Here is a 12,537-nt window from a genome sequence, read left to right as displayed (position 1 = left end):
CAATCAGTCAGGTGAGGCGGCCGCGGGCGGCAACAGCCAGTGTTTCGGTCACGCGGTCGCCATCGACGAGGTTCACCGCATCGTAAAGGTTCGATACCGGGCATACGTGATTGGGGATGATGCGCACCCTGTCACCGATCTCCGGCTTTGCCGCGCAGTTCGACAGGTCCACTATGCCGTGCTCTTCGCTGAGCGAGGCGATCACCGCATCGGGATACTCCACGATGTGCCCATGGCCGGGAACGGGTGCGGTGTCGGCAGCGAGTGCCTTGGAGCCGGCATCGATGATGGCGCGGTTTTCCGTAGGCCGGCTCACCACCGTGGCCAGCACGGTGAACGCGCAATCTTCCAGCGTGCCATGACCGAAAGCCACCTGCATGCGGTCGGAATAGATATAGGTGCCGGGCCGATGCTCCGTCGCGCTGGTGATTTTTTGGGCCTGGTAAAAATCGGGCGATCCACCATTGGAAACCGTGTTGACCGGAAGGCCTTTCTTCTCAAGCGCCGCGATGGCATCTGCCAGCCAGCGCTCCACGGCTTCAGGCTCGCCGCGCGGCGGATAGGTCATCAGCCCTTCGAAGCGCAGCCCCGGTGCTGCATCGATCTGTTTCGCCAGCGTAACGACTTCATCGACCGTCTGCACACCGCAGCGGCCCATGCCCGTATCGCATTCCACCAGAACGGGGAGGGGATGGCCGGGATCGGTGAAATGCCCTGCATAGCCGGCGATCGTCACGGCACTGTCCGCCGTCACGGAAAGCGTCACGCGCCTGTGCAGGGCCAGAAGCCGGTCGAGCTTGCCCGCACCCAGAATGTTGTAGGGGATGAAGATGTCGGTGAGCCCCGCCTCGGCCATCACTTCGGCTTCGCCCACCTTCTGACAGGTGATGCCGATTGCCCCCATTTCGCACTGCATTTTTGCGAACTCCGGGAGCTTGTGGGTCTTGATGTGCGGGCGCAGCTTCAGCCCGTGGGCGTCGGCATGGGCCTGCGCGCGGGCGAGGTTGGCCCGCACCTTCGCAAGGTCGATGACCACGGCGGGCGTTTCAAGGTCGAGAATGCGCAAGGCATCAGTCTCCGATGGGCAGATTGGGGTTCTTGATGTTCTGACTGGCCAGGCTGTGGCGCACGCGCCGGAGCGGCTCAAGCACCTTTTTGCCAAGCGTGAGCGCCGTCGCCATGGCGATGATGTCCACCGCCGAAAGCAGCGCATAGCGCATGGAGGACGGCTTGTAGAGATTGCCGTCTTCCTTGAAGGTCAGCGGCAGAAGGGCGTCGCCCGCGGCCGCCAGCGGCGAATTGGGTGTGGTCACCACAAAGGCACGCGCACCATATTGCCGGGCAATCGTCACCGCATCCATTACCGAGGCGGCCCTGTCCCGAAACCGAAAAGCCGATCACCACCGCTTTTGGCTCCAGTACCGAGGCGCTCATGCGCTGGAGCTGCGGGTCGGTGTGTGCGGTCACGTGCAGACCGAGGCGAAAGAGCCGGTTCTGCAGTTCCACCGCCGCAAAGGAAGAGCTGCCGCCCGTGCCATAAACGAGGATCTGGCTCGCGCGGCTGATCTCTTTGGCCATGGGCTCGAGGTCGATATCGGCAAGTGCCATCGACATCAGGTCGAGGGCGGCATGGGCGCCCGAGGCAACCTTGGCCACCACCTGCCCTGAAAGCGGCAAATCCTCCACAGGTGCGCTTGGCTCGCGCAGATAGGCCCCGCCAATGGCGAGCGCCTGGGCGAGATGGAACCGCATCTCCCGCGTGCCGGGAAACCCCAGCGCCCGCGCCAGCCGCGTGATGGTCGGCTCACTCACGCCTGCCCGCTCGGCAATCTGCGCAATCGGCGCATGGGCGGCAAACTGCGGATCGGCCAGAATGCTCTCCACCAGGCGGATTTCCGCGCCGCGCCCGCGCTCAAGACGATCCTGCAGCCGGGCGATGATATCGACCGTGCGTTCGCTGTCCTCGGGCACGCGTTCGTCCATGATCAGTGGGTCTCCAGCCGTTGTCCGTCATCGCTGTCAAAGAGGTGGACATGCTCGACCGGAACCGAAAGCGCAAGCGTCTCGCCCGGTCTGGGCAGTTCGCGGTCGCGCAGCACGACGCGCACATCCTCTCCGGCAATGGTGCCGAACACATGGATCTCAGGGCCCGTCGGCTCCACCACCTCGACCTGAAGTTTCAGCGGCCCTTGCGGATCCCTTTGATAGGATTCGGGGCGGATGCCAACGGTGACGGTTTCATGGCCAAAGCCCCGCGCGATGGGGAGGCTCGTCCCGTCCTGCAGCACCGCCACGGGAGTGCCGTTCACGACACCGGATTCGGCCTGTAGAAAGCTCATCGCCGGCGAGCCTATGAAACCCGCCACGAAGGTGTTGGCGGGCCGGTCGTAAAGCTCCAGCGGTGTGCCCACCTGCTCGATATTGCCGCCATTCATGACGACGATCCTGTCAGCCATCGTCATGGCCTCGATCTGGTCATGCGTCACGTAGACAATGGTGGTTCCGAGCTTCTGGTGCAGCGCCTTGATCTCGGTGCGCATCTGGATGCGCAGCTTGGCGTCGAGGTTCGACAGCGGCTCATCGAAGAGAAAGACTTTCGGATCGCGCACAATGGCGCGACCCATGGCGACACGCTGGCGCTGACCGCCGGAAAGCTGGCCCGGCTTGCGGTCGAGATAGGCGCCGAGATTGAGAATTTCGGCTGCCTTTTTGATGCGCTGCTCGGTCTCGTCCTTCGGCTCGCCGCGCACGCGCGGGCCGAAACTAATGTTGTCGCGCACGCTCATATGGGGAAAGAGCGCATAGGACTGGAACACCATGGACGTGTCGCGCTTCTGGGGCGGAATATCGTTGGCGCGTGCGCCGCCAATGACGAGGTCTCCGCCGGTGATTGGCTCCAGCCCCGCGATCATGCGCAACAGTGTGGACTTGCCGCAGCCCGATGGGCCGACCAGAACCACAAACTCGCCATCGTCAATCGCCAGCGAAAGCTTCTCGATCACGGTCAGCGAACCGTAGCGCTTGGAAATGTCCTTCAGTTTCAGCTCTGCCATGAAGGATCTCCTCAGCCGGCTATCTGTTCGAGAAAGGGCAGGTTGCCGGCGGAGATGCCGGCATCCACGGGAAGCACCGTGCCGGTGATGCCGCTTGCAAGCGGGGAGGCAAGAAAGGCGGCGGCACGCGCCACTTCCGCAGGCTCGACCATGCGCCCCAGCGGATAAAGCTGCCGGACCTTCGCCAGTATGCCCGGATCGCGTTCGATACGGTGGTCCCACGCCATGGTGCGCACGGAGCCCGGCGTGATCGCATTGGCGCGGATGCCGTGCCGGCCTTCTTCCGTGGCGATGGCGCGCATCCAGGCGATCAGCCCCGCCTTGGCTGCCGCATAGGCGGGGTTGCCGTAGTGCGACAGCGCATTGATGGATGAAATGAACACGAAAGCCGCGCTCTTTTCGCTTGCGCGCATCGCTGGAAGGAAGGCCTGCGAAAGCCGCGCGGCGCTGCGCAGGTTGAGATCCAGCTCGTGGGAGAGCGCCTTGGGTGTCACATCATCCAGCGTTTCGGCGCGCGTCCAGCCGGCGTTGGAGATCACTGCATCCGGCGCGCCGCCATCGCAGATCCGCTTGACCGCGGCTTCGACCGCGTCATCGTCCAGCAGATCGAAGCGGTGGGTTTCCCCGACACCGTCGAATGACAGGTCGGCTTCCTCCAGATCGCATGCGATCACAATGGCGCCGAACCCTGAAAGGACATCCACCATGGCCCGGCCGATGCCACCGGCCGCTCCCGTCACGACAATCCTGTGATCATTCAGATCGATCATTGCGCTCCCGTTCTTCCCCTCATTCGCCCGTTTTGCACGGGACTCTTCGTTCTTTCCGGGCAATCTGGCACCCGCTGACGCACAGGCCAGCAGGCTGAGATTTGCCGATAAATCGTAATTTAGCAACATGATTGTGTGATTTCACTTGCTTGTTTTCAATTTCTGTAAAAAAATTACATAAAAGATCGCTGCTCGCGCCGTGTGGCGATCCCAACGAACAGTCCAGGCGCAGGTGCCCCTTCAGCGGGCATGCATCAGGAACCCGAGAGAGGAACAGGGAGACAGGAATGAACAGGATCGCACTGAAAGCCACCGTCGCTGGTGCCGCGCTTCTATCCATGGCTGGTTGGGCGCAGGCGGAGACCGTGCGCGTTACCGTGGCTGAATACAGCTCCAAGACCGGCCCGTATTTCGAAGAGGCCGCCAAGGCATTCGAGGAGGCCAATCCCGGCTCCGAAATCCAGATCGAGGTGGTGCCGTGGGATGTGCTTCTGCAGAAGCTGACCACCGATATTTCCGGCAGCGCCAATGCGGATCTGTCGATCATTGGCACGCGCTGGCTGATCGACTTTGTCGATCAGGGCATCGCCGCGCCACTGGACGATTACATGACGCAGGACTTCAAGGACCGTTTCTTCCCGGTGTTTCTTGAGCCGTCCGTAATGCAGGAAAAGACCTATGGCCTGCCCATCGCCGCATCCGCCCGCGCCATGTACTACAACAAGGCGCTGTTCGAGCAGGCCGGTATCGAGGAAGTGCCGGACACCTGGGAGGAGCTTGCCGAAGCCGCCGAGAAGATCAGCGCGCTGGGCGACGACATTTCCGGCTTCGGGCTTCAGGGCAAGGAGATCGAGACCGACGTCTATTTCTATTATGCCTTCTGGGCCTATGGCGGCCAGCTTGTCGAGGAAGACGGCACCTCCGGCCTCGACACGGATGCCGGCTACAAGGCGGCGGAGATGTACAAATCGCTGATCGATTCCGGCGCGACCCAGCCCGGTGTCACCTCCTACAGCCGCGAGGACGTGCAGAACCTGTTCAAGCAGGGCAAGGTCGGCATGATGATCACCGCACCCTTCCTCTCGAACCAGATCAAGGAAGAAGCACCCGACCTCGAATACGGCGTGGCCGCCATTCCGGCTGGCCCCGAAGGTGACCGCGGCACCTATGGCGTGACCGATTCCATCATCATGTTCGAGAACTCGCAGAACAAGGATCTGGCCTGGAAGTTTCTCGACCAGCTCTTCACCACCGAGTGGCGCGCAAAGTTCACCTCGGGCGAAGGTTTCCTTCCGGTCAATCCGGAAGTCGCCGCACAACCGGCCCTTTGCCGACAATGCCGATCTGAAGGCCTTTACGGCGCTTCTGCCGGACGCCCGCTTTGCCCCGGTCATCGCCGGCTGGGAGGAGATTGCCGCCACCACGTCGGATGCGGTGCAGACCATCTATCTCGGAAATGGCGAGCCCAAGGCAACGCTGAATGGCGCAGCCGAGGAGATCAACGGCATTCTCGGGCAATAGGCAGATCCATTCGAACAGGCATGCGCGAGTGCTCTCGCGCATGCCGCTTCTGACCCCGCTTGAAACCCTGCGAACACTGACGGGACCATGATCCGCTCGCCTCTGACAAATCCATATCTGCTGATCCTGCCGGGGTTCCTGCTCGCCGCGTTCATCATCCTGTGGCCGCTTTACCAGCTCGGCACGATTTCGCTGAACGACGTCAACCGCTTCGGCCAGCTGCGCGGGTTCAACGGCGTTGAAAACTATGTCGCCGTCTTCACCGATCCGGATTTTCTCGGCGCGCTCTGGCGCACTTTCATCTGGACCGGCGGCATCGTGTTCGGCACGCTCATCGTTTCCGTGCCCGTCGCCATGATCCTCAACGAGGAGTTTTATGGCCGCTCGCTTGCGCGTGTCATCATCATGCTGCCCTGGGCCGTGTCGCTGACCATGACCGCCATCGTCTGGCGCTGGGCGCTGAATGGCGAAAGCGGCATGCTCAACTCGGGCCTCCAGAACATCGGCCTGATCGACCAGAACATCCAGTGGCTCGCCCGCGCCTCCACCGCGTTTCCGGTGCAGATCATGATCGGGATTCTGGTGACGATCCCGTTCACGACAACGATCTTTCTCGGCGGCCTGTCGTCCATCCCCGACGACCTTTATGAGGCGGCCAAACTTGAAGGCGCTACGCGCTGGCAGACCTTCCGCGAGATCACGCTGCCGCTGATGAAACCGTTTTTGAACATCTCGATCGTGCTCAACATGATCTATGTGTTCAATTCCTTCCCGATCATCTGGGCGACCACGCAGGGCGGGCCCGCCAACTCCACCGACATTCTCGTCACCTATCTCTACAAGCTCGGTTTCCGCTTCGGCAAACTGGGAGAGGCGTCTGCTCTTTCGGTGATGATGTTCGCGCTGCTTCTGGCCTTCACCATCCTCTATGTCGCGCTCGCCATGCGCAGGGAGCGGACATGAACCCCAAGCTTAAGAAATCGCTTGTCTACTGGGCGCTGCTTTCGCCGCTCATCGTGCTGATCCTGTTTCCGTTTGCCGTGATGTTCATCACCGCGATCAAGCCGGCAAACGAGGTGCTGTCGCCAACCTGGTGGCCGCGTGAGGCGGCGTGGCGCAACTTCATCGACATGTGGGAGGCCACGAATTTCGGCAACGCGCTGTGGAATTCGGTCTATGTCTCGGTGCTTTCGACCATTCTCGCGCTCGCGGTCTCCATTCCGGCAGCCTATGCGATGAGCCGCTTCCGGTTTGCAGGGCAGGGCTTTTTCCGCCAGTTTCTTCTCGTCACGCAGATGCTCTCACCCATCGTGCTTGTCATTGGCCTGTTCCGGCTGGTGGTCTGGCTCGGCCTGCTCGACAATGTGAACTCGATCGTCTTCGTCTATGGCGCGTTCAATGTCGCGTTCACGGTGTGGATGCTGCAAAGCTATTTCTCCACCATCCCGAAGGATCTTGAAGAGGCCGCGTGGATCGAGGGCGCAAGCCCGGCAAAGGCACTGGTGATGGTGTTTTTGCCGCTCGCCCTTCCGGCGATGACGGTGACGGCCATCTTCTCCTTCATCAATGCGTGGAACGAGTTCGTCATCGCGCTCACCATGCTGCGACGTCAGGAAAGCTACACGCTGCCGATCCAGATTTTCTCGCTCGTCGCCGGCCGCTACACGGTCGAGTGGCATCACGTCATGGCGGCCACCTTTGTCGCCACCATCCCCGTCGCCGTCATCTTTGCCTGGCTGCAGCGCTATCTCGTGCGCGGCCTTGCCATCGGTGCGGTGAAATAGGTCTCAAAACGGAGTATATTTATGACCAAGCAGTGCTTCGGCACCTCCCATGTGCCACTTTCCCCCGCCGTGCGCGCCGGCGATTTCGTCTACATCTCGGGCCAGGTTCCGGTGGGAGCCGATGGCGTTGTCGTCAAGGGCGGCATCACCGAGCAGACCGGGCAGGTGATGGAAAACGTCAAGGCGGCCTTGGCGCTTGCCGGCTGCACACTCGACGATGTGGTGAAAACGACCGTCTGGCTGGAGGATGCGCGCGATTTCGGCCCGTTCAATGCGGTCTATGGCAAATATTTCCCGAAAGACCCGCCGGCACGCACCACGGTGGAATCACGGCTGATGATCGACATCAAGATCGAAGTCGAGGCCGTCGCCTACAAGCCGCTCTGATCTGGAAACCGGAAGCTCATCGCATGCGTGTCTTTACCGCGTCGCTCGCCACCGAAACGAACACCTTCTCGCCGATCCCGACTGATCGCGGCGATTTCGAGATGGCGTTTTATGCCGGGCCGGGGGAACACCCCGAGACTCCGACGCTCTGTTCGGCACCCATCCCGGTCTTGCGGCGGCGGGCGCGGGAGGAGGGGTTCACGCTGATCGAAGGCACCGCCACCTGGGCGGAGCCGGGCGGCTATGTCCGGCTCGATGTCTATGAGGCGCTGCGCGACGAGATTCTGGACCAGCTGCGGGCCGCCATGCCGGTGGACTGTGTGGTGCTTGGCCTGCACGGCGCAATGGTCGCGCGCGGGCTCGACGATTGCGAAGGCGATCTTCTCACCCGTGTGCGCGAGATCGTCGGCCCGGACGTGATCGTCGCCGCCGAACTCGATCCGCACAGCCATCTTACGGCCAAGCGCGTGGCGGCGGCGGATATTCTCGCGTCGTTTCTCGAATTCCCTCATACGGACTTTCTCGAACGCGCCGAACATGTGGTGGATCTCGCCCTGCGTGCCACGCGCGGCGAAATCCACCCCGTGATTTCCACCTTCGACTGCCGCATGATCGATGTTTTTCCGACAAGCCGCGAGCCCATGCGCTCCTTCGTGGACCGCATGAAGGCGCTGCAGGGCAGGGAAGGCATTCTCTCCGTCTCGCTCATCCACGGCTTCATGGCGGGTGATGTGCCGGAGCTCGGCACGCAGGTCATGGTCGTCACCGACAATGCGCCGGAGAAAGGCGCGGCGCTGGCCGAAAAGCTCGGCCAGGAAGTGCGCGCAATGCGCGGCATGACCGCCATGAACAGCCTCTCCGCGAATGACGCCATCGCAAGGGCAAAAGCCGGTGGTGCAAACGGCAGGCCCGTCGTCATCGCCGACATATGGGACAATCCCGGCGGGGGCACGGCGGGCGACAACACCGTTCTTTTGCACGCTCTTGTTGACAGCGGCATCAAGAGCGCAGGCATCGCAACGATCTGGGATCCGCAGGCTGTTGCCTTTGCCCAGGGAGCAGGCGCGGGCACCATTCTCGACATGCGCATTGGCGGCAAGGCGAACGCCGCCAGCGGCACGCCGTTCGACGGCACGTTCGAGATACGAAAACTGGCAGACGAGGGTTGGCAGACCTTTGGCACCAGCCGCGTCACGCTCGGCCCCGCCGCTGTGGTACGGCTTGTCGGCACCGAAATCGACATCGTGCTCAACACCAACCGCACACAAACCTTCGAGCCGGACATCTTTTCCAATCTGGGTGTCGATCCGCTCGAAAAGCAGGTGCTGCTCATCAAGTCGACCAACCATTTTCATGCCGGCTTCGCCCCCATTTCCGGGGAAATCATCTACGCGGTCGTGGAGGGCTGCTACCCCAACAACCCCAAAACCGCCGGCTACAAAAAGCTCGCGCGCCCGATCTGGCCCATCGACGAAAACGCATTTGGCGAGCAGGTGCGATAGAACAGGGCGGGCGCGTCGACCTCAGGCAGAGGCGACTGCGCCTGAGGCAGGCAGATCGAGGCCGAGCAACCCCGCAAGGGACTGCCTGTTGGTAACCAGATCGGCAAGCGTATAGCGATCGAACACGGCAAGCCAGGCATCGAGCGCCTCTGTCACGATGCCTTTGAGCCGGCAGGCCGGCGTGAGCACACAGGCGCTGGCTTCAGAGCCCATGCACTCCACCAGCGCAAGGCTTCCTTCCATCTCCCGCACGACAGTTCCCAGAGCGATGCTCTCGGGATCTTGCGCAAGAAAAATGCCGCCCGTGCGCCCACGCAGCGTGCTTATCACGCCCATCTGCCTCAACCGGCGGGCAACCTTCAAAAGGTGGTTGTGCGAAAGCCCATGAGCCTCCGCGACATCGCTCACGGTGCAGGGCGCATCCGGCCGCACGGCCAGAAAAATCAACATCCGTAGCGCATAGTCGGTGTGCAGCGTCATGCGCATCGCGTCACTCCCGGGTCCGGGCGCGCGCGGCATCCGGATCGAGCGCCGCCGGCAGGCGAAAAAACATCGCAAGCTTCAGGCTTTTCGCGATACGCTCCGCCCGTTCCATGAACGCTGCAGCAACTGCCGGCGCACACAGCTCCTCGACAGTCTCACGAAACAGCCCCAGCCAGATGTCGAAGTCGGCTTCCACAACCGTCTTCAACTTGAGGTGAGCCGGCACCGGTCTGCCATGATAGCTGCCGTCCTTGAGCATGACCGCGCACCAGAAATCGGTCATTTTCTCCAGATGCGGTTCCCAGTCGTCCTTGATCTCGCCGGCAAAGATGGGCCCCAGCCGCGCATCGCTGCGAACCCGGCCATAGAACTCGCGCACCAGGCGACCGATGAAAGGCCGGTTCAGTGTGGGATCCGCCACAGCTTCTTCCGGCTGCGGCTTCGGGCGGGCGGAAAATGCATCGCTCATCGAACCAGTCCTTAAGTGGCATATTGAATACCAGTTTATACGATATTCAGAGCCACTCAATCGGCACGATGTCGCAGGCCGGCGGCTTCCGCAGTCGCTGTACCGGCACCAATGACAATCAGCGAGTGTGGGTTTGTTGCAACCAAGTTGGAATGTCCGATTGTGTGCAAAGTAGAAATGTCCCCGTCGTTGTTCCATGCTCTAGCGTGAGCGCCCGACCGGGCGGCGCTGGTCAGGGTTGCGCAGCCCGGTCGGGGGCGATCCAGCCTGGCTCATCAACTTTAGCTTTGACAGCCTCATCGCGACACGGTGCGAAGGGCAAGGCGCGTTTCCTTGCGGTCCTTTGAGATACAGCTATAATTTTCGTGATGAATAATTCCATTCAGACACTCGGCGTTGTGGGTCGCCTCTTCCCTATGATTCTGCGCGGTGAGAAGACCTCGACGATCCGGTGGCGAGAGACACGCATCACTCCCGGTCCGATGCGCTATTTATGCGACGATGACCCCAGCCAATCGGTAGTCGTCAATGTTCTCAAATGCACGGACATGCCTCTTTGTTCGGTAGCGGCCTATCTCGGAAGAACCGAGGAGTGGCCGGACGAAGTGATGTTGGCGGGAATGCGCGAGCACTACCCTGGCATCGATCTCACCGATATTGTTCAAGTTATAGAACATGAGGTCGTCGGGCTGGCAGTTTGATACGCCTTATAGGGCCGGGGAGGCTACTCATCGCCCGCCTCAGACGGCCCCGTGTGGGAGATGGCAGCTGGTTTGCGGCACGGCGAAACGATCATTCGGCCGCCTTCAACCTCGCAAGTGCCTGCTCACGCCGCGCGTTGACGGCCGGATCGTTTACAAAGTCCGTCCTGCGCCCGGGTTTGCGGTCGCGCTTGCGATAATCGCCTTTCTGGCTGTTTGTCTTCACTCGTGGTGACGACACGTCATCCTGATGATCCTTAATCCACGAGAGGACCTCTCCGAGCCTCTTGTTCTCGGTCACAGCCGCATGGGTGACACGCTGGTCCCTGTCGAACACGCGATAGGGGAGCGACAGTCCTTTCCAGCGTATGTCGAGCCGTCCGTCGGCAAAGGCATAGGTATCAACATACTTGCCGACCAGACCGCACGTTACATCATTCTCCTCCAGCATGATGCGCTTGCGCTCGAAAGAAAACGCCAACTGCTGACCGACATAGCGCATCTCGCGCTTACACAGAATATCGCGCAGACGATCCGGTGCGACGTTCATGGGCCGGTGCAAATCATCCGGGCGGGCAGGGGATCTCGCGAACTTCGCGTTGTATCGCTCCATAAACCCTGGCAGGAAAGCGTTGCCTGTTTCCATATCGCAAATGTCGTGAAGTCGCAGTTCCTTCACGAGCCGATCCTGCAGCGTCCGGTTGGCGCGCTCGACGCGGCCTTTTGCTTGGCTGGAATTGGCGCACAGGATCTCGATATGGAGCTCCGACAAAGCACGGCCGAACTGCGTCATAACCTGACCACCCTTGGCTTCTGTCTTCGCCACCCGGAATACTGAATGCTTGTCGGAATAAAACGCTACCGGCCGACCGTGCTGTGCCAGATACTGCTCCAGAGCTGCGAAATAGGTGAAGGCGCTCTCTGAGCGCACAAACAGCAACTGCATCAATGTACTGGTCGCATCATCGATGAACACGAGCAGGGTGCAGGGACCGCCGCGGCCCTCGAACCAGCGATGCTCAGAACCGTCGATCTGAACCAACTCACCATAGGCTTCGCGGCGCAATCGTGGCTGATGGAATGTGCGCCGCTGCTTGCGTGACAGCCAGATGCCAGCCTCACGCATCCATGTCCGCAAGGTCTCACGCGAAACCACGAGACCATGATGTTCCGCAAGCATCTCGGCGGCCAGGGTGGGGCCGAAGTCGGCATAGCGCTCGCGAATGAGCGTCAGTGCGTAGTCCCGAACACCGTTGCCGATCCGGTTGTTCGATAGTCGTCCACGCGCTTTGTGGCGGAGCGCGGCGGCACCATCCAGGCGGAACCTGTTCAAGAGCCTGCGAACCTGACGCTGGCTCAGCGCCAGCACATGCGCCGCCGAGACGACCGTCATGCGACCCTCGGCAACCTTCGATAAAACCTCGACGCGTTGCAGTTCGCGTTCGCTCATCAAAATCAGTCCCAACTCGCAATCTCCCAAGTGGTCCAAACACCGGGAGAGTGACATTCCTACTTTGCAGAATCAGGACATTTTAACTTTGCGCCTACACGCAATGATTTCATAATATGCATTATGGAACTCCCGACTGCCGATTTCGGGATGAAAGAACGCGTTCATTTCAGCACTTGCAAATCTCTGCCCGGATGATCGGGATGAAGGCAGTTTTCAATGCTGCAAAAACGTCGAACATCGTGACGAGAATTCTGAAAACAGGGGCAGAGTGCGCTGATAACGGCCACGAAAGAAAAAAGAATCGTCGCCTATGCGGCGACGGTGAAAGCGCGCAGCGCGAGAATTTTGCCCCAGGCGGCAGACCCACAAGCCGGATGAGTTTTCGAACGTCTTCTCTGTGCAAGCGAATCTCCA

11 protein-coding genes and 2 pseudogenes are annotated in these 12,537 nt (G+C 61.0%); 6 read left to right on the top strand and 7 right to left on the bottom strand.

What is annotated here, in order from left to right; translation table 11 throughout:
- Positions 1–7 precede the first annotated feature (7 nt).
- The 4 genes and pseudogenes from AB2N04_RS00975 to AB2N04_RS00960 form a co-directional block, all read right to left on the bottom strand.
- Complete coding sequence (locus AB2N04_RS00975) at positions 8–1,066, bottom strand: D-TA family PLP-dependent enzyme (RefSeq protein WP_367714290.1); 1,059 nt, start codon at positions 1,064–1,066, stop codon at positions 8–10.
- A 4-nt stretch (positions 1,067–1,070) separates the two neighbouring features.
- Positions 1,071–1,983: pseudogene (locus AB2N04_RS00970) on the bottom strand (MurR/RpiR family transcriptional regulator).
- Between the two features lie 2 nt (positions 1,984–1,985).
- A complete protein-coding gene (locus AB2N04_RS00965) occupies positions 1,986–3,053 on the bottom strand; it encodes an ABC transporter ATP-binding protein (RefSeq protein WP_367714289.1) in 1,068 nt (355 codons plus the stop codon).
- 11 nt (positions 3,054–3,064) lie between these two features.
- Complete coding sequence (locus AB2N04_RS00960) at positions 3,065–3,823, bottom strand: SDR family NAD(P)-dependent oxidoreductase (protein WP_367714288.1); 759 nt, start codon at positions 3,821–3,823, stop codon at positions 3,065–3,067.
- Between the two features lie 287 nt (positions 3,824–4,110).
- Between AB2N04_RS00960 and AB2N04_RS00955 the strand changes: the two are divergent.
- From AB2N04_RS00955 to AB2N04_RS00935, 5 genes and pseudogenes are all read left to right on the top strand, one after another.
- A pseudogene (locus AB2N04_RS00955) lies at positions 4,111–5,344 on the top strand (sugar ABC transporter substrate-binding protein).
- 87 nt (positions 5,345–5,431) lie between these two features.
- Entirely contained in the window at positions 5,432–6,307 is an 876-nt protein-coding gene (locus tag AB2N04_RS00950) for a carbohydrate ABC transporter permease (RefSeq protein WP_367714287.1), read from the top strand.
- Positions 6,304–7,128, top strand: coding sequence for a carbohydrate ABC transporter permease (locus tag AB2N04_RS00945; RefSeq protein ID WP_367714286.1), 825 nt, complete (start codon positions 6,304–6,306; stop codon positions 7,126–7,128). Before AB2N04_RS00950 ends, AB2N04_RS00945 begins: the two co-directional genes overlap by 4 nt.
- A 21-nt stretch (positions 7,129–7,149) precedes the next feature.
- Positions 7,150–7,515, top strand: a complete 366-nt coding sequence (locus AB2N04_RS00940; RefSeq protein ID WP_090330220.1) for a RidA family protein — start codon at positions 7,150–7,152, stop codon at positions 7,513–7,515.
- 23 nt (positions 7,516–7,538) lie between these two features.
- Positions 7,539–9,017: a M81 family metallopeptidase gene (locus AB2N04_RS00935; protein ID WP_367714285.1), complete on the top strand. Its 1,479-nt coding sequence runs from the start codon at positions 7,539–7,541 to the stop codon at positions 9,015–9,017.
- A 21-nt stretch (positions 9,018–9,038) separates the two neighbouring features.
- Here the strand turns inward: AB2N04_RS00935 and AB2N04_RS00930 are convergent, their stop codons facing one another.
- Together AB2N04_RS00930 and AB2N04_RS00925 are read right to left on the bottom strand one after the other, a co-directional pair.
- Positions 9,039–9,503 carry an Rrf2 family transcriptional regulator gene (locus tag AB2N04_RS00930; protein ID WP_367714284.1) on the bottom strand — a complete coding sequence of 155 codons (465 nt, stop codon included), beginning with the start codon at positions 9,501–9,503 and terminating at the stop codon, positions 9,039–9,041.
- Positions 9,504–9,507: 4 nt separating this feature from the next.
- On the bottom strand, positions 9,508–9,969 hold the full coding sequence (locus AB2N04_RS00925) for a group III truncated hemoglobin (protein WP_367714283.1): 462 nt from the start codon (positions 9,967–9,969) through the stop codon (positions 9,508–9,510).
- A gap of 368 nt (positions 9,970–10,337) precedes the next feature.
- Here AB2N04_RS00925 and AB2N04_RS00920 point away from each other — a divergent pair, with 368 nt between their 5' ends.
- Positions 10,338–10,670, top strand: coding sequence for an ASCH domain-containing protein (locus AB2N04_RS00920; protein ID WP_367714282.1), 333 nt, complete (start codon positions 10,338–10,340; stop codon positions 10,668–10,670).
- Between the two features lie 91 nt (positions 10,671–10,761).
- Here the strand turns inward: AB2N04_RS00920 and AB2N04_RS00915 are convergent, their stop codons facing one another.
- Positions 10,762–12,135 (bottom strand): ISNCY family transposase, encoded by a 1,374-nt coding sequence (locus AB2N04_RS00915; RefSeq protein ID WP_367714281.1) that lies wholly within the window; start codon positions 12,133–12,135, stop codon positions 10,762–10,764.
- Between the last annotated feature and the right edge of the window lie 402 nt (positions 12,136–12,537).

Source organism: Nitratireductor sp. GISD-1A_MAKvit (assembly GCF_040819555.1).
Classification (GTDB): Bacteria; Pseudomonadota; Alphaproteobacteria; order Rhizobiales; family Rhizobiaceae; genus Nitratireductor.
Note: the sequence above shows the minus strand (reverse complement) of the source record. Positions and strands in the feature narration are given on the sequence as shown.